General features: G+C 62.6%; 16 protein-coding genes. 13 read left to right on the top strand and 3 right to left on the bottom strand.

Going from position 1 to position 17,695, the window contains the following annotated elements; genetic code table 11:
- Positions 1–511, top strand: a 511-nt coding sequence (locus MKL01_RS01895) for an alpha/beta fold hydrolase (RefSeq protein ID WP_243903537.1), incomplete at its 5' end; no start/stop codon positions are given.
- A gap of 535 nt (positions 512–1,046) precedes the next feature.
- On the opposite strand, the gene MKL01_RS01890 is transcribed toward MKL01_RS01895, so the two are convergent.
- Positions 1,047–1,940 carry a LysR substrate-binding domain-containing protein gene (locus MKL01_RS01890; protein ID WP_243903536.1) on the bottom strand — a complete coding sequence of 298 codons (894 nt, stop codon included), beginning with the start codon at positions 1,938–1,940 and terminating at the stop codon, positions 1,047–1,049.
- 167 nt (positions 1,941–2,107) lie between these two features.
- On the opposite strand from MKL01_RS01890, the gene MKL01_RS01885 reads away from it, so the two are divergent.
- The 8 genes from MKL01_RS01885 (at position 2,108) to MKL01_RS01850 (ending at position 10,961) form a co-directional block, all read left to right on the top strand.
- A complete protein-coding gene (locus MKL01_RS01885; RefSeq protein WP_243903535.1) occupies positions 2,108–3,409 on the top strand; it encodes an MFS transporter in 1,302 nt (433 codons plus the stop codon).
- A gap of 59 nt (positions 3,410–3,468) precedes the next feature.
- Positions 3,469–4,719 carry a phosphonoacetate hydrolase gene (gene phnA / locus MKL01_RS01880; RefSeq protein WP_243903534.1) on the top strand — a complete coding sequence of 417 codons (1,251 nt, stop codon included), beginning with the start codon at positions 3,469–3,471 and terminating at the stop codon, positions 4,717–4,719.
- Positions 4,720–5,162: 443 nt separating this feature from the next.
- Complete coding sequence (locus MKL01_RS01875) at positions 5,163–6,119, top strand: ABC transporter substrate-binding protein (protein ID WP_243903543.1); 957 nt, start codon at positions 5,163–5,165, stop codon at positions 6,117–6,119.
- A gap of 14 nt (positions 6,120–6,133) precedes the next feature.
- Entirely contained in the window at positions 6,134–6,676 is a 543-nt protein-coding gene (locus MKL01_RS01870) for a hypothetical protein (protein WP_243903533.1), read from the top strand.
- Positions 6,677–6,969: 293 nt separating this feature from the next.
- Positions 6,970–8,193 (top strand): IS256 family transposase, encoded by a 1,224-nt coding sequence (locus MKL01_RS01865; protein WP_243903532.1) that lies wholly within the window; start codon positions 6,970–6,972, stop codon positions 8,191–8,193.
- Positions 8,194–8,246: 53 nt separating this feature from the next.
- A complete protein-coding gene (locus tag MKL01_RS01860; protein WP_243903531.1) occupies positions 8,247–9,488 on the top strand; it encodes an MFS transporter in 1,242 nt (413 codons plus the stop codon).
- Positions 9,489–9,531: 43 nt separating this feature from the next.
- Positions 9,532–9,753 carry a hypothetical protein gene (locus MKL01_RS01855; protein ID WP_243903530.1) on the top strand — a complete coding sequence of 74 codons (222 nt, stop codon included), beginning with the start codon at positions 9,532–9,534 and terminating at the stop codon, positions 9,751–9,753.
- Between the two features lie 150 nt (positions 9,754–9,903).
- Positions 9,904–10,961, top strand: a protein-coding gene (locus tag MKL01_RS01850) for an IS630 family transposase (RefSeq protein WP_279604341.1) whose coding sequence is annotated in 2 segments (ribosomal slippage) — positions 9,904–10,396 and positions 10,396–10,961 — 1,059 coding nt in all. Because the reading frame shifts where the segments join, the coding sequence is not laid out codon by codon here.
- On the opposite strand, the gene MKL01_RS01845 is transcribed toward MKL01_RS01850, so the two are convergent.
- Positions 10,962–11,258 carry a hypothetical protein gene (locus MKL01_RS01845; protein WP_243903528.1) on the bottom strand — a complete coding sequence of 99 codons (297 nt, stop codon included), beginning with the start codon at positions 11,256–11,258 and terminating at the stop codon, positions 10,962–10,964.
- Between the two features lie 233 nt (positions 11,259–11,491).
- Positions 11,492–12,367 (bottom strand): LysR substrate-binding domain-containing protein, encoded by an 876-nt coding sequence (locus tag MKL01_RS01840; RefSeq protein WP_243903527.1) that lies wholly within the window; start codon positions 12,365–12,367, stop codon positions 11,492–11,494.
- Here MKL01_RS01840 and psrA point away from each other — a divergent pair.
- From psrA to MKL01_RS01820, 4 genes are all read left to right on the top strand, one after another.
- Positions 12,357–13,574, top strand: coding sequence for an iron-containing alcohol dehydrogenase PsrA (gene psrA, locus MKL01_RS01835; protein WP_243903526.1), 1,218 nt, complete (start codon positions 12,357–12,359; stop codon positions 13,572–13,574). The two genes, MKL01_RS01840 and psrA, sit on opposite strands and share 11 nt — an antisense overlap.
- 17 nt (positions 13,575–13,591) lie before the next feature.
- Positions 13,592–14,836 (top strand): phosphonoacetate hydrolase, encoded by a 1,245-nt coding sequence (gene phnA / locus MKL01_RS01830; RefSeq protein WP_243903542.1) that lies wholly within the window; start codon positions 13,592–13,594, stop codon positions 14,834–14,836.
- Positions 14,837–14,840: 4 nt separating this feature from the next.
- On the top strand, positions 14,841–16,292 hold the full coding sequence (phnY, locus tag MKL01_RS01825) for a phosphonoacetaldehyde dehydrogenase (protein WP_243903525.1): 1,452 nt from the start codon (positions 14,841–14,843) through the stop codon (positions 16,290–16,292).
- An 87-nt stretch (positions 16,293–16,379) separates the two neighbouring features.
- On the top strand, positions 16,380–17,681 hold the full coding sequence (locus tag MKL01_RS01820) for an MFS transporter (RefSeq protein ID WP_243903524.1): 1,302 nt from the start codon (positions 16,380–16,382) through the stop codon (positions 17,679–17,681).
- The last annotated feature ends 14 nt before the right edge of the window (positions 17,682–17,695 follow it).

The raw sequence follows: 17,695 nt of genomic DNA, 5'->3' as shown, positions 1-17,695 counted from the left end.
CGCCAACGCCTATGCGGAGGGACTTGGGGCCAAGTGGCAGGGCATCGCCCAGTACTGGGCCGACCCCGCGGCTCATCCCGAGCAGGTCGACGCCTTCACGTCCCTGGAAGCGGCCAAGCAGCGCCATCTCGGCACCAGCCCTAACCCCGAGCGGTACAACCCGGACACCTGGGCGGACGAGTACGCTATCCTGTCCCGGCCCGGTGAGCGGGACATCCAGGCGGCCCTCCTCTACGACTACCGCACGAACGTGGCGTCGTACCCGGCTTGGCAGGCGTGGATGCGCGCTCATCCGCTGCCGACGCTTGTGCTGTGGGGCCGCTTCGACCCGTCCTTCATCGTACCCGGGGCGGAAGCCTATCTGCGCGACCTGCCGGAGGCTGAGTTGCACATCCTCGATGCTGGTCACTTCGCGCTGGACGAGGCGACGGACGAGATCGCCTGGCTGACGCGCAACTTCCTCGCCCGGTATGTCGATGCATCGACAGCTCCATCGTCCGCGCCTAGATAGTACGGAAGCGGCCTGATCGAACGCCCGAGAAGGCTGGAGCGCGGACGTTAGATCTAGGTCCAACAGCGGACCTTCCGCCTGGCGCCCATCCCGGTCATTCGAGCAGCCTCGGGTGCTTTCCCAATAGCGGACCTTCATCGTGACGGCTACCATGCCGGACTATTCGCAGAAGGGCCGAGTTACGGAACGGTAAAATGACGAGCGCAGCTCGTGGGACCATTGGGTCCTTTCCTGCATTTAGCTGACCATCCCAGCAGGTTCGAGTCTGCGCGGTTCGTTATGAGAGCTCAGACTGAGGAAGTTCGATTTGGATCGAATGGTGATCTTTATCAGACCAGATTCTGACCGGTTCGATAAAGGCATACCTGAATCGAACCATTCCCAGCGTACTTTTTCGATCGCTCAGCTCTGACAACTCACCACTCTCTCAAGCATATTTAGAGCTTATTCTCGCGTTAAAGCATTCCCAAGCAACGCTATATCAATCAAATTGCAGCACAAAATCTTTGATATTTTTAATTTTAAAAGTCATCAGTCACCTAATTTGCTCCTCACCAGAAAGCCAAGACAGAAATTTTACAGCGATATGCCCTGTATTATTTCCAAACTGATAACCGATGTAGGGCATCCCTTCAAACCACAGATCCGGAAAAGGGCATGCGAGATCGCCGCGCTGCAACTGAGTTCCAAAAAGATTCTTCGGTGCGACGGTTATACCAAGACCGTCACGGACTGCTTGCATCGCGACGAACAGATGGTCGAAGCGGTGGCCGCCGCCCGGCATGGCGAAATCTAACCCCGCCAGCTTCAACCACCGAGACCAATCGTCCGGGCGCGTCGATGATCCGATCATTGGATATCCGCGGATATCCTTCGGATGCACGAGGCGATCGTCCCTCGGAAGATGTCCCGGAGCTATGAGAGTCATCTGCTCGACGAGGATGGTATGCGGGCTTCTGTCGCTCAGGTGTAGTGGCTGGTGCTCGCCACGAATGATCACGACATCGTGACGCGATGTGTCCGGCTTCTGTCCGGTCACGCGCGTGGATACCCAGACATCCACCTGCGGTTCCACGGCCTTGAACTTGTGCAAACGCGGCATCAACCAATGCATGGCGAATGTGGCCGGCGCCTCGACCGTTATGATGCGTCGCCCGCGATGGCGGTGGACCTGTTCGAACGCCTCCGACATCTCGCGCAGTGCCGGCCCGATCCTCGCGGACAGCAACTCCCCAAAGGGCGAGAGCGCGAGCCGTCGTCCGTTGCGTATGAACACCGCTTGGCCAAGTAGATCCTCCAGAACGCGGAGCTGTTTGCTGACCGCGCTATGAGTGACGCCCAGAACTTCCGCCGCGCGCGTCACCGTGCCCGCCTCCGCGACGATCGCGAACGTGCGCAGCGCGCCGAGAGGTAAGTCACGGTATCTCATGAACCAAAAGTCACATATCGCCGACAATTTTTCAATTTTTCCTCCGGCTTTGGCCGGCTACGGCTGCCCGTGCCGCAATTTCCCAATGTACGACGTAGCAAACCAGCAATCGCGGCTTAGGGAGAACAAAAAAGGCGCGGCAGGATCTCCGCCCCGGAGGAGGAAACATGCTGCAGGTATCAGAGCCACCTCAAAGCCGGATCGCGGCGCCGATCACGACGACGTATACTTATGCCAATCAGAAATGGGTCGTCCTGATCGGCGTTTCGTTCTGCTACCTGTTCTATTACCTGGGTCGGCAGACGTTCGGCTTCGCCGTGCCCGGCATACAGAGGGACTTAAATCTCTCGAAGGAGGCGCTCGGGTGGGTCAGCGCCTCGATGCTGTGGGCCTACGCGCTCGGGCAGTCCATCAACGGCAATCTCGGCGACAAATACGGCGGCCGCAAGCTGATGCTTGCAGGGGCCGTCCTGTCGTTCGCGGCCAACTGGGCGACGAGCTTCGCGACGGGATTCATCCCGCTCCTCGTAGCGTGGGCGCTCAACGGCTACTTCCAGTCGATGGGCTTCGCTCCAGGGAGCCGCCTGCTCTCCAACTGGTGGGGGCACAAGAACCGCGGGTTCGTCTACTCCTTCTATGTCGGTGCGTCCGGGTTCTCCTCGGTCCTGGCCTATCTCGTCCCCATCGTTGTCCTCGGGCACCTGCACCTCGAATGGCCGTGGGTCTTCCGCCTTTGCGTGCCGATGATGCTCGTCGGCGCGCTGGTGATGTACTTCGCGGTCAACGAGCGCCCGGAGGATGTTGGCCTCGAAGGACCGGCGGATGACAAGGCGCCGGCCGAGCGCGCCGAGGCCGAATCGTCCGCCGCGTCGACCAGCAGGGAGCGCTACTTGGCGGTCTTGCGGAACTGGAGGCTGTACGCGACCGGCGTCTCGATCGGTTGCCAGAACGCCGCCCGCTACGCGCTGATCGTCTGGGTGCCGGTGCACTTCCTCGGCCCAAACTGGAAGGCCGGTGCGGGCGGGATCGACCCAATCTGGATCACCCTCGCCTTGCCGATCGGCATGGCCTTCGGCGCCTCGACCAATAGCTGGGTCTCCGACATCGCGTTCCGCTCCCGCCGCTACCTTGCGATCATCACCTACATGCTCCTGGCGGCGGCCGTGGCCCTCGTGATGGAAGTTCTCCCCCAGGGGAGCGCGATCAGCGTTGCAGCGCTGCTGCTCTGCGGCTTCTTCGTCTTCGGGCCGGCGTCCTCGTTCTGGGCGCTCTGCCCCGACATCTTCGGCCGCCGGCTAGCCGGCACGGCGACCGGCCTGCTCAACTTCATGTCCTACGCGTGCGCCGGCGTCGGCGAGCCGATCATCGGCCACCTGATGGACAACACCGGCAACACCGCCGTCATCTTCCCAATCGTGGCTTGCCTCTGCCTCGGCAGCGCCGGCTCCGCCCTCATCATCCGGCGGTAAGGCATCGTAACGCCGATGCCTCGCCTGATGGCCATTCGTACCAAAGAAGGATCATAGACATGACTGACGGAATGATTGCCGACAAGCCGGTGCAGGTGAACGGCCGTCTCTATCGTCGTCCCGCGGCTCCGGTCGTTGTAATCTGCATCGACGGTTCAGAGCCGGGCTACATCGAGGCGGCGATCGCCAAGGGCTTATGCCCGAACCTTGACCGCATCATGAAGACCGGCGCCAGCACAACGGCGCTCTCGGTCATCCCGAGTTTCACCAACCCCAACAACCTCTCGATCATCACCGGACGCCCGCCCGCCTGGCACGGCATCGCCGGCAACTACTTCTACGACCGCGAAGCGGGCGTCGAGGTGATGATGAACGACGCTCGCTTCCTGCGCGCTCCGACCATCTTGGCAGAGTTCCAGGGGGCCGGCTGCAAGGTCGCGATGGTCACCGCCAAAGACAAGTTGCGCACGCTGCTTGGCAAGGGACTCGACTTCGCCACCGGCACTGCGGTCGCGTTCTCGTCCGAGAAGGCCGACAAGGCGAATAAGGCCGAGAACGGCATCGACGACGTGCTGGGCTTCGTCGGCCTGCCGCTGCCAGAGGTTTACTCCGCCGACTTGTCCGAGTTCGTCTTCGCCGCGGGCGTCAAGCTGTTGCGGACGTTCAAACCGGATGTGATGTACCTGTCGACTACCGACTACGTGCAGCACAAGGCCGGTCCGGGCTCAACGGTCGCCGACGCCTTCTACGCCATGTTCGACCGCTACGTCGGCGAACTCGACGCAGCGGGCTGCGCCCTGGTGATGACGGCCGATCACGGCATGAACGACAAGCACCTCCCGGACGGACAGCCAGACGTGATCTACCTGCAGGAGATTCTAGACGAGGCGCTCGGCGCTGGAACCACGCGCGTCCTCCTGCCGATCACCGATCCCTACGTCGCCCACCACGGCTCGCTCGGCTCCTTCGCCACCGTCTACGTCGAGCCCGAGCGGCGGCAGGCCGTGCTCGATCTGGTCAGGAAGCTCGATGGCATCACCCTCGTCTTGAGCAGCGAGGAGGCCTGCCACCTGTTTGAGCTGCCGGCCGACCGCATCGGCGACGTCGTGGTGCTGTCGGGTAAACACAACGTGATCGGCACCGCCGCGGCCAAGCATGATCTATCGGGCCTGACAGAACCGCTGCGCTCGCATGGCGGCCTGACCGAGCAGACCGTCCCGATGATCGCCAACCGCAGGATCGAAGTTCCGGTGGGACGAACGCTGCGCAACTTCGACGTGTTCGACGTTGCACTCAACCTCGTGCAATGATGCATTGTAACCGCTTGTACAATTGCAATAAAAATAAGACCGCAGTAGCAGATTATATTAATGAAAATATAGTAATATGTATCTGATCACAGAAAATTAAACAGATTTACTACGCTAATGTTGTAGTTTTTGCCGTTATAACTCCTTGAGACAATCTGAAGACGGCGCTACTAGACAATAATAGCATAACGTCCAACGGTATTCCTCGTCTTTTATGGCGCCAACATTTCGCGACTGGTGCGAATGTTGTTGCAACATGCATGAGCGAAGCAAAATTAGCAGTATTAGAGCTCAGTTTACGGAAGGATTTCAAAATGCTTTGGAATAAAGCTTGGGTTATCGTCGTCGCACTGGCGTGCGCGCCCAATAGTGGATCTGCTCAGAGCGACAATGGCCGGCCACAGAACGTTCGCCCGCCGCGGGGGCAGGAAGGGAGCGTGCCGATGTCTGACACGCGACAGAAATTTGTTGTCGTGACCGGCGCGTCGACAGGGGAAGGCATCTCATACCTGCCGTTCACGATCATGAAAGAGGAGAAGCTGCTGGAGAAGCATGCGGCCTCGCTCGGCGTCGGCGTCGCCACGCAGTGGCAACGCTTTCCCACCCCGGCGCCCATGCGCGAAGCGCTGGTGTCCGGCAAGATCGCTTTCGCTGCGGGTGGCGTTACCCAGTTGCTGACCACTTGGGACATGACGCGCACGAACGTCAAGGTCAGGGGCGTCGGCACACTGAACGCGATGCCGCTCTATCTTGTCACCTCGAATCCCAAGGTGAAGACGATCGCCGACTTCACGTCGAAAGACAGGATCGCGCTGCCTGCGGTGCGCACGTCGATTCAGGCCGTTATGTTGGCGATGGCGGCGGAGAGGGCGTTCGGAAACGGGCAGGCCGACAAGCTCAACCCGCTCACCGTGTCCCTCAGCCATCCGGACGCGTTGGCGGCGCTCCTCGGTGGCAAATCGGACGTCGACGCGCACGTCAGCTCGGCGCCGTTCGTGTACAAGGAGTTGGCAACGCCTGGAATCCACAAGGTCCTCGACAGCTACGAAGTGCTCGGCGGTCCCCATACGTACAATGCCGTATGGACGAGCACCGAGTTTCGCGACGCCAACCCGAAGATCGTCGAAGCTTTCGTCGACGCGCTTCGAGAAGCTCTCGATCAGATCAAGGCCGACCCCGCCGCTGCGGCAACCCTTTGGCTGAAAGCCGAAAACATCAAAGACATGTCGGTCGCGCAGGTCGAAGAGATCATCCGCACGCCGGAAAACGAGTGGACGATGACGCCCAAGAATTTCATGGCCTTCGCGAAATTCATGAACCAGATCGGCCTCATTTCGGCGAAGCCAACCGACCTGCATGAGCTCTTCTTCGACAACATTAATAGCCTGCACGGCAACTAAGGGACGGATATTACATGAACGATCCGGAAGTCGCTGGTTTGGCGGCCAGCCGTCGCGACCTGCTCTCGGCCTCGCTCCTCGGCGTTATCCCGATGACGCTGAGCCCGCTGCTCGCCGATCAGGCAGCAGCCAGCCCACTCAATCCCGAACAGACCGTCATCCGGCCGCCCGATGCGCTGCAATGGGTACCGGCGAAGGGCTATCCCGAGCGCAGCGTCGACCGGTGCGAACTCACCGGCAACCCCGAGGACACTGGTCTGTACTACACCTTGACTCGGTGGTGGCCGGGCTACATGAGCGCGCCGCATACCTACATAAGCGACGCCTACTGCTTGGTTCTGTCCGGTACGTGGTGGTGCAACAGCGGGCCAGACTTCGACCCCACTGCCTGCGTGCCAGTGAAGGCGGGCAGCTTCGTGCGCCGGGTCGCGGGCACGGCGCACTACGATGGCGTCGTCCGTGACGGGTCCGAGCCCGCCGTAATCGCCATTTGCGGGATCGCGCCGGTCAACCGCAAGCTCATCGACTCGTTGCAGCCGGGCTGGCGCCGGGTCTGACCCATTGGTCCAGGACTGTACGCCCTGGGATGTAGCCCCTGTCTGGAGAGGAAGTATGTTCACGCACGTCATGATCGGCAGCAACGATCTGGAACAGGCTAGTGCAGTGACGCGGACCGAAGATTCACGCTGACGGCGAGACGTGCGAGTCTGGGCGATGGCTCAGACGGTATGCGTGCTCCTCGATGCGAGCGACGCGGCACGGCTGGCTGCGATTGCCAGCGACCGCTCCCGCCGGGACTGTCAGGAATTTGGTGTGGGGGCGGCCATAGTGGATCCGAAGGAGGTTCCCGATGGCACGACGCAAAGCACCCCGTATCCCTGATACGATCCTGGATCAGCTGCTGGCTGGGGCTGATCCGAAGATGGCGTTCGAGGCCGACGGCCTGCTGGACGAGCTGAAGAAGGCCCTGGCCGAGCGGGCGTTCAACGCCGAGATGGACACCACCATCTGGCGGGCGAGGACGCCGTCAACACGCGCAATGGCTATGGCCGCAAGACGGTCACGACCGAGACAGGCCGGATCGAGCTGGCGATCCCGCGCGACCGACAAGGCGACGTTCGATCCGCAGCTGATCGCGCGCTATCAGCGCCGCTTCCCGGGTTTCGACGACAAGATCGTGTCGATATACGCCCGCGGCATGAGCACCCGGGAGATCGTCGGGCACCTGCGCGAGCTCTACGGCATCAAGGTCTCACCCGACCTGATCAGCGCGGTGACCGACGCGGTTCTGGAGGAGGTCGCCGCCTGGCAGGCCCGGCCGCTGGAGCCGGTCTATCCGATCGTGTTCTTCGAAGCCCTGCGGATCAAGGTGCGCGACGAGGGCGTGGTCCGCAACAAGGCCGTCCACATTGCGCTCAGCGTGCGCGCCGACGGCTCCAAGGAGATCCTCGGCCTGTGGCTGGAGCAGAACGAGGGCGCCAAGTTCTGGTTGCGGGTCATGAACGAGCTCAGGAACCGCGGCGTCGAGGACGTGCTGCTTGCCGTGGTCGACGGCCTGAAGGGCTTCCCCGAGGCGATCCGGGCGGTGTTCCCCGAGGCGCTGGTCCAAACCTGTATCGTCCACCTCCTGTGCCACAGCCTCGACTTCGTCTCCTACAAGGACCGCAAGCTCGTGGCAGCCGCGCTGAAGGACATCTACCGCGCGCTCGATGCCGCCGCCGGCGAGGCGGCCTTGGCGGCCTTCGAGGCGGGCGAGGGGGGTCGGCGCTACCCGGCCATCGCCCAGAGCTGGCGACGGGCCTGGGGCGAGGTGATCCCGTTCTACGCCTTCCCCGGCGAGGCTCGCCGGATCCTGTACACCACCAACGCCATCGAGGCCCTGAACGCAACGCTGCGCCGGGCTATGCGTGCCCGCGGTTACTTCCCGACCGACGAGGCCGCGCTGAAGCTGCTCTACCTGGTCTTGAACCGCTCCGAGAAGGCGTGGAAGATGGGACCGCGTGAGTGGGTCATGGCCAAGGCGCAGTTCGCCGTCATCTTCGGCGAGCGCTTCACAAGGGCCATGACGGCCTGATGTTCAATCCGCCGCCCCCAACACGGAATTGCTGACAGTCCCCAGGAAGCAGGATGACGCTCACACCACAGCTTACCTCGCCTCGGGCGGTTGCTTCGTCCCAGGATGCATCACGCACGCTGATAGCGACCGGCATCAACCATGCCCTGCACGACGGCTACACGGACCTGATCTATGTGCTCCTGCCGGTCCTGCAGGCTGAGTTCGGCCTGGGCTACGTCGCCCTCGGGCTGCTGCGCACCCTCTACAGCGGCACGATGGCCGCGCTGCAAATTCCGGCCAGCCATCTGGGGCAGGTGCTCGGTGCCCGTACCGTGCTGGTACTCGGCACCCTGCTCAGCGCGGTCGGCTATACAATCGCGGGAGCGTCGGGCGGCTTGCTCGGCTTGTGCGCCGGTCTCGCACTGGGTGGGGCGGGCAGCAGCACACAGCATCCTCTGGCCTCAGCGGTGGTCGCCCGGGCCTACGGGCGGAGCGCACGGGGGCCGCTCGGCACCTACAACTTCACCGGCGATCTCGGGAAAGCGTCGCTGCCGGCCCTCGTCGGCCTCCTGCTGACGCTCTTAAGCTGGCGCATGGCCCTCTGGATCGTCGCCGGAATGGGTGTGGTGGTCGCGCTCGGTGTGGGCCTGCTGCTCCCGCGTGATCCTGCCTCGCCAGCGGAGTCGCAGGGCGAAGCCCCGCCAGCGGGCAAGCCGCATCATGCAGGAACCGAACGGATCGGCTTCTGGCTGCTTGTCGCCATCGGCACGCTCGACAACGCGGCGCGCCCAGCCTTCCTGCTGTACCTCCCGTTCCTGCTGCAGGCGAAGGGGGCGGCATTGACCACGGTGGGCCTTGCGCTCTCGCTGACGTTCGTCGGTGGCGCGCTGGGCAAAGCCGTCTGCGGCCGGCTCGGAGAGCGCCTCGGCGTAACGACGACCGTGATCGTCACCGAAGCCGGTACCGCCCTGGCGATCCTGGCCGTGATCACGCTCCCGCTCGCGCCCGTCTTGATCCTGCTGCCGGTTCTGGGCGTGATGCTCAACGGCACCTCGTCGGTACTGTACGGCACGGTACCGGAACTGGCCCCGGGCGGCCGGGTCGAGCAGGCGTTCGCGACGTTCTACACCTGCACGCTCGGCGGCAGCGCACTGGCGATCCCTCTGCTTTACGGCCGGCTAGGCGACGCCGTCGGGCCGAGCTGGGCGGCAATTGCGGGGGCTGGGACCGCGCTGGCCGTAGTCCCGATCATGCTCGCCCTATCACCGCATCTTGCGAAGAGAGCGGTCGTTCAGCAGCCTCTACCTCGCTGATCAGGACCGGTTGGCGCCGCACTGACAATCCCGAGCCGCTCTCATGAGCCCGTTCGTCCTCGCTTGCGTGATATGCGCCGCGATCCTGCATGCCGGTTGGAACGCGGTTCTGCGCGGCGGCGGTGAACGGCTCTGGTCGATGGTGCTGATGGTGGTCGCGGTCACCTACGTCACCACAGTCGCAGCTTTGTTCGTACTTTGGCCGAACGCGGCGAGCTGGCCCTACGTGATCGCATCGGATCTGTCGCAAACGCGAAAATGCTGACTTTCACGGGTCGTTAAGCATCCCGGCGGAGCGTACCACTCCGATCCGGAGCCGGCCTAATACCAACCCTCATTGAGGGCGACTCACGGGGTTAGCGTTGGTGGCTGCGGGGTGATTCAATCCTTGGGTTTGGAGCCTAAGGAGGCTGGAATGGCTGCTCCGGTGCCGCTGCGCTCGGACTTCGACGCCGAGGGTCTGCGCGCCCTGGCCAAGGTGTTACGCGATCCCGCCCAAACCCGACGCATGCTGGCCCTGTCGGCGATCTACGCGGGCGGCTCGCGATCGGCCGCTGCCGCTCTCGGCGGGGTCGGGCTTCAGACGGTGCGAGACTGGGTCGTGGCATTTAACGCGCAGGGCCCGGACGGGCTGATCGGCGGCAAGGCCCCCGGCGCCCGCCCGCGCCTGGACGCCGAGAGGCGGGCGGCACTGCGTTCCCTGGTCGAGCAGGGCCCGTTGCCGGCCGCGCACGGGGTGGTGCGCTGGCGGCTGGTTGATCTGGCCCAGATCCTGTTCGAGGACCACGGCGTCTCGGTGTCCGAGCAGACGCGGAGCCGGGTCCTGCGGGCCATGGGCTACGCCAAGCTCTCGGCCCGCCCGCGCCACCACGCTCAGGACCCGGACGCCATCCCCGCTTTTAAAAAGCTTTCCCCGCCCGCTTGGCAGAGATCGCCCAGGCCACGGGCGGGAAGCCGATAGAGATCTGGTTTTCCGACGAGGCCCGCGTCGGCCAGAAGAACACCATCACCCGCCGCTGGGCCAAACGCGGCACCCGCCCATCAGCGCCCAAGGATCAGCGCACCGCCTCGGCCTACATCTTCGGCGCGATCTGCCCGGCCCGCGGCGCGGGAGCCGGGCTCGTCATGCCCCGCTGCACCACCGAAGCGATGAGCCTGCACCTCGAAGAGATCGCGAGCGCTGTCGCACCCGGCGCGCACGCCGTCCTGCTGCTCGATCAGGCCGGCTGGCACACGACCCGAAACCTCGTAGTGCCCGCCAATATCACCCTACTGCCGCTGCCGGCGCGCTCTCCCGAACTCAACCCGGTCGAGAACCTCTGGCAGTTCGTGCGCGACAACTGGCTCGGCAACCGCGTCTTCACAACCTACGCCGACATCCTCGATCATTGCCGCGACGCTTGGCGCAACCTCATCGACCAGCCCTGGCGCATCATGTCCATCGGCCTGCGCACGTGGGCGCATCGGTCCTGATCAATGAGGGTTGGTATAAGCTCGACTTTGGCCATTTCCGGCGTGTTGATTGAGCTGAGGTGACGAAGCGGGCGTGGTGAATAGGCTGGTGGCGTCCCCGCCAAGAGACACCGCCATGCCGTCCTTGCCTGCCGCTTCGCCGGGATCAACCTGGCGTTCGCGCCGCTGTTCGTCCATCGCTCCTGGCGCCATGCCCAGCTTCTGCTGATCGGCGCGATCCTGGTTCCGGGTCGGCGCACCGTGACGAACGTGCTGCGCATCACCGGCCAACCGCCTCAAGTTGCTGAAGCGCTTCATGTCCGGCCGGGCCAAGCTCGACCTTCTGCGTCGCCGCTTTTTCCTCGCAGCGCGATCCACCAAACTCAATGGAGAGCCACTCAAGACGGCAGATCGAATGGCGACTGCCCAATAGGACGAGCTATCATGCAAGCTTAAGCGGTGCTGTGCGTCCCGGCGTGAAAATCGATTGATAAAACATTTTCATAAAACAAGCGCAATCCTCGAACATTGATCAGAATTGCAATAGATCATCATATTTTCGATTTCTCTAGAGCTGAATCGATGAACGCTTTGATCAGTCGGGAATTACGACGGTCCCGCAGGCAAACAATGTTCGAATCGTTGTAAATCTCGACATCTAGGAACGGTAGACAGGCGATACGAGAATCAGGCACGTACTCGGCGCTTGAGACTACCCCAAACCCAACGCCGCTCGCGACGGCCTCCCGTACAGCCTCGCGACTGCCGATCTCCATGATGATCTTCGGCTTAACGCCGGCCTTCTTCATCGCCGCGTCGGTGGCCCGACGCGTATTCGACCCGAGCTCGCGCGCGACCATCGCAACACCGTGCAGTTCGGAAATTCGAACGCCCGTGCGCTCCGGCCGAAGCAGCGGGTGATCCGAACGCGCAAAAACGATGATGGCGTCCTTGCTATACTGTGACACCCACAAGCGCGGATCGTTCTCGACATAGGCTAGGACCGCGACATCGGTATGGAATTCTAGCAGGTCCTGCAGCACACGTTGCGAGTTGCCGACCGAGACCGATATCTCGATCTGGGGATAGCGAGCATGGAACGCGACCAGCATTTCAGTCGCATGGAAAGGACCGACGGCACCCATCTGGAGGTGGCCGGTCCGTAACCCCTGACTTTCCAGCAAGAAGTGCCGCGCCTCCGCCTCGTCTGCGAACAGGCGTTGTGCGATCTGCTGAAGTTGACGGCCGGCTTCGGTGAGGTGCAGGCGACCGCCGGTGCGCACGAAAAGCTCAACAGCGTAGTGTTCTTCCAAGGCACGAATCTGTGTCGTGAGCGTCGGCTGGCTCACGTGCAGCGCCTGTGCGGCCGCAGTGACGGTGCCGGCCTGGGCAACCGCATGGAAGGCGCGGAGCTGCGTGTACCTCATAGGTTTTTTCTATAGACAGGAGAAAAACAATCAATTCGACATCGAACGTAAATACGCGTCTCCTGACTGGCAAGAACAATTTTGGGAGGTGCGTGGCATGCCAATGTACTGGAAATACGTCAATCCCGTCAATATTACCTTTGGCGAAGGGGCTCTTGGGAGCCTAAAGGAAAAGCTGGCCGGACGGCGGTACTGCCTGGTCACCTACAGCGACAACCCGTACTTCGATGAACTTACCGAGGCGGTAGCGTGTTCCGCCAGCGCCCCCAGCGCGATTGTTCGGGACGTCGAGCCCAATCCAAGCTTCAACGGCTTGCGCGGGAACTGCGCGGAGTTCGGCCGGGCGAGCAGCACGCCCGAGGTCATCGTCGCATTGGGCGGCGGCTCGGTCATCGATACGGCCAAGGTGCTCGCTGCTTCCGGAAAGGATTTCTCGCGCGTCCAGGCCTTTCTCGAGGGCCGCGCCGGCCCGGAAACTCTCGGCCGGCTCCCGATTATCGCGATTCCGACCACCTCCGGCACGGGCAGCGAGGTCACGTCCTGGGCGACTGTCTGGGACACCGATGCGAAGAAAAAATACTCGCTGGCGCGTCCCGAACTCTATCCGGAGCACGCCATCCTGGACCCGTCGCTGACACTGCGCGTACCGCGCGGCCTCACGCTGAGCACGGGACTCGATGCCCTCTCTCACGCCCTGGAGAGCATCTGGAACGTTAACGCCAATCCGGTGTCCGCCAATCATGCGGTCTACGCGGCGACCGAGGTTCTTGAAGCTCTACCAGCGCTCGTCGATCACCTTGACGATCTGGGCCTTCGTACCCGGATCGCGCGGGCGAGTCTGTCCGCGGGTTTGGCTTTCTCCAACACCAAGACAGCGCTCGCCCACTCTCTTTCCTACTACCTGACCCTCCATCACGGCACGGTGCATGGGATCGCCTGCTCGTTCAGCCTGCCTGCCGTGATGCGCAGCGTCATCGGCCATGACCCGACCTGCGACGCGGTCCTCGAACGCATCTTCGGGCCCGATCTCCGAGCCGGGGCGGACAGACTCGAAGGCCTCCTCAAGAGCCTCGGTGTCTCGACCCGAGCCACCGATTACGGCGTCACAACCGAGGATTGGCGAGGGGCGATTGAGGATGCGTTGGTCGGCGAGCGCGGCCGCAACTTCATCGGCAGTCACGAAGCGGTCCTGACCGAAGCGGCTTGAGGGAGGTCACCATGAACATGCATGCCAATCCCGGAGCGGACGTGGTCGCCAACGGCCGGCCCTATCGCCGACCGACCCAGCCTGTCGTGGTCATGCTCATCGACGGTTCGGAGCCCGGCTACATCGAGGCCGCGATTGAGAAAGGGCTTGCCCCAAACCTCGACCGTTTGATGAGCACCGGCGCGAACACAACGGCTTCCGCGGTCATCCCGAGCTTCACCAACCCAAACAACCTCTCGGTCATTACCGGACGACCGCCGTCGGTCCACGGCATCGCCGGCAACTACTTCTACGACCGCGAAGCGGGCGTCGAGGTGATGATGAACGACGCACGCTTCCTGCGCGCGCCGACCATCCTGGCCGAGTTCCAGAAGGCGGGCATGAAGGTCGCGATGGTGACCGCCAAGGACAAGCTGCGCACTCTGCTCGGCAAGGGTCTCGACTTCACGAGCGGCACCGCGATCGCCTTCTCGTCCGAGAAGGCTGATAAGGCCAACAAGGCCGAGAACGGCATCGACGACGTGCTCGACTTTGTCGGCTTGCCGCTGCCGGAAGTTTACTCGGCAGATCTGTCGGAATTTGTCTTCGCCGCCGGCGTAAAGATACTGAAAAGCTTCCGCCCGGATGTGATGTACCTGTCGACCACCGACTACGTGCAACATAAGGCGGCACCGGGTTCAGAGCTGGCCAATAGCTTCTACGCCATGTTGGATCGCTATGTCGGCGAACTGGATGCCGCGGGTTGCACGCTCGTGATGACGGCCGATCACGGCATGAACGACAAGTATCTCCCGAACGGACGGCCGAACGTGATCTATCTGCAGGAGATCCTGGACGAGACGCTCGGTGCCGGAACCACGCGCGTCCTCCTGCCGATCACCGATCCCTACGTCGCCCACCACGGCTCGCTCGGCTCCTTCGCCACCGTCTACGTCGAGCATGACAAGCGCGACGCTGTGATCGACCTCGTCAAGAAAGTCGACGGGATCACGATGGTCATCTCCAATGAGGAAGCCTGTCATCTGTTCGAACTGCCAGCCGACCGGATCGGCGACGTCGTGGTGCTGTCGGGTAAACACAACGTGATCGGCACGACCGCTGCTCGGCACGATCTATCCGGCCTGACCGAGCCTCTACGCTCACACGGCGGCCTGACGGAACAGAAGGTGCCGATGATCGCCAATCGCAAGATCGAGGTTCCCGCGGGGCGGAAGCTGCGCAACTTCGATGTCTTCGACGTCGCCTTGAACCTCGTTCGGTGAACTCATGAACGTCAATGTCAAGCCGCCTGTTCGGCACGAGACCATGCGGGTCGCCGGCAAGCTGGTCGACACCACCGACCAGGTCGAGGTCCGCAACCCCTATGACGGCAGCCTCGTCGGCCTCGTGCCGGCCGCGCGCCCCGAGCACGTGCGCGAGGCCTTCGCCAAGGCACGCGCGTTCAAGCCGAAACTGACGCGGTACGAACGCCAACAGATCCTGCAGCGCACCGCCGAGTTGCTGCGCGATCGCAAGGAGACGTTCGCGGCGCTCATCACCGCCGAATCTGGCCTGTGCTGGAAGGACGCGCTCTACGAAGCGAGCCGCGCCTACGACGTCTGGTCTTTCGCCGCTCAGCTGACGATCAAGGACGATGGCGAGATCTACTCGTGCGACGTCTCGCCCAACGGCAAAGCGCGCAAGATCTACACGACGCGCCTGCCGCTGCTCGGGGTGATCTCCGCTATCACACCGTTCAACCACCCGCTCAACATGGTCAGTCACAAACTCGCGCCGGCCATCGCCACCAACAACCGCACGGTGCTCAAGCCGACGGAACTCACGCCGCTGACGGCGCTGGCGCTCGCCGACGTGCTGTACGAGGCTGGCCTGCCGCCGGAGATGCTCTCGGTAGTCACGGGCAACCCGTCCACAATGGGCGACGCGATGATCACCGATCCGGACGCGGATCTGGTGACCTTCACGGGCTCGGTGCGGGTGGGTAAGCACATCGCGAGCACGGCTGGCTATAAGCGCATCGTACTGGAGTTAGGCGGCAACGACCCGCTGATCGTCATGGAGGACGCTGACCTCGACCGGGCGGCCGAACTCGCGGTGATCGGAGCTACGAAAAACTCGGGACAACGCTGCACGGCGGTCAAGCGCATCCTCGTTGTGGACAGTGTCGCGGACGCCTTTTCGAAATTGGTCGTCGAGAAAGCGAAGCGTCTGAAGTGCGGCGACCCAGCCAATCCGGAGACGGATGTCGGCACGGTAATTAACGCGCGCTCGGCCGCGCTCTTCCAGGCGCGGGTGGACGATGCCGTGTCGAAGGGCGCGGAGGTCCTCCATGGGAAGCGCGCAGAGGGGGCGCTGTTCCACCCGACGGTCGTGGATCGGATCCCCGATGACTGCGAGTTGGTGCACCAGGAGACGTTCGGCCCGGTCATCCCGCTCGTCCGCTGCCCCGACGATATCGCCGAGGTGATCCGCATCTCGAACTCGACCGCTTATGGGCTGTCCTCAGGCGTGTGCACCAACCGCCTCGACTACGTCAGCCGCTTCGTCGCTGAGCTTGAGGTCGGCACCGTCAACATCTGGGAGGTTCCAGGCTATCGGATCGAGATGTCGCCGTTCGGCGGGATCAAGGATTCGGGGCTTGGCTACAAGGAGGGTGTCGTCGAGGCCATGAAAAGTTTCACCGATGTCAGAACATGGTCAATACCGTGGCATCAATGAACTGAGAATTATTTGGGTAAGCGAATAAACATAACATCCTCGCTGCCCAAAAACATTTTTATCACAGCTCCCTGGGAGGGAACTACGATGAGCACCGCGCAAGTGGGCGTGACTGGCTATGCCGAAAGCCGAGCCAAGACCTCATTCCGTCGCGCGCAATGGCGTATGCTGTTGGCGGCGATGTTTTGCTACTTCTTTTTCTATACGGGCCGGCAGACTTTTGGCTTCGCCATTCCAGGCATCCAAGCCGAATTCGGCGTCACCAAAGAGACCCTAGGCTGGGTCAGTGCAGGCTTGCTATGGGGTTATGCCGTAGGTCAAGCGATCAACGGCAACCTGGCCGACAAGTTCGGCGGCCGGCGAGTGATGAGTACCGGCGCGATCCTGTCCTGCGCCATGAACTGGATGGTCAGCTTCGCGACGGGAGTCTTCTCCCTGGGAGCGTTGTGGACGGTCAATGGCTACTTCCAGGCTATGGGCTGGGCTGCAGGCAGCCGGCTGCTGTCGAACTGGTGGGGGCGGCACGAACGCGGCACGGTCTTCGGCTGCTATACGTTCGCAGCCGGAATGGCCTCGGTACTCTCGTTCGTTACCTCGTTGATCGTCGTACAGTATCTACATCTAGATTGGCGCTGGATCTTCCGCATCCCGGTGCTCCTGCTCCTGGTCGGCGGCATAACATTCTACCTCGTCGCCCGTGAGCGTCCCGAGGATATGGGCTTCGCTTCACCGCACGATGACGCGGTAGATCAGGCAGAGGACTATGTCGCCGACGACGAAACATCTTTCCAGCGATACAAAGCCGTTCTTAAGAACTGGCGCCTGCTGATCGGCGGCTTGGCCATTGGCTTCCAGAACTCGGCGCGCTACGGCCTGATCGTCTGGGTACCCGTCCATTTCCTGGGCGCGAACTGGACCAAAGCGAGCACTCAAACAGCGGCCATCGATCCCAGATGGATCAGCGTCGCGCTGCCGGTCGGCATGGCCATCGGAGCGGCTACCAACGGATGGGTCTCGGACCGACTATTCAACTCGAAGCGCTACCTCGCCATCGCGCTTTACATGGGCCTCGCGGCCGTGTCGTCGCTTTACATGTACACGATACCGACGACTGAGGTCTATCTTGGCGTCGCGGTCCTCTTCCTCTGCGGGTTTTTTGTCTACGGCCCGCAGACTTCGTTCTGGGCGCTGTGCCCGGACTTGGTCGGCCGTAAGCGGGCCGGCACCGCAACCGGCGTGATGAATTTTTTCGCCTACCTGTTCGCGGGTTTGGGCGAGCCGCTGATCGGTGCCTTCATGGATACGCACCACGACACGTCGTTGGTGTTCCTCATCGTCGCCTCGGCGAGCGCGGCGAGCGCGGTGGTGGCCCTGTTCATACGGCGCTGAACAGGCCTGCCCGA

The sequence above is a fragment of the Methylobacterium sp. J-070 genome (assembly GCF_022829385.1).
In the GTDB taxonomy this organism is placed as follows: domain Bacteria; phylum Pseudomonadota; class Alphaproteobacteria; order Rhizobiales; family Beijerinckiaceae; genus Methylobacterium.
This window is presented reverse-complemented; position numbering and strand designations above follow the sequence as displayed.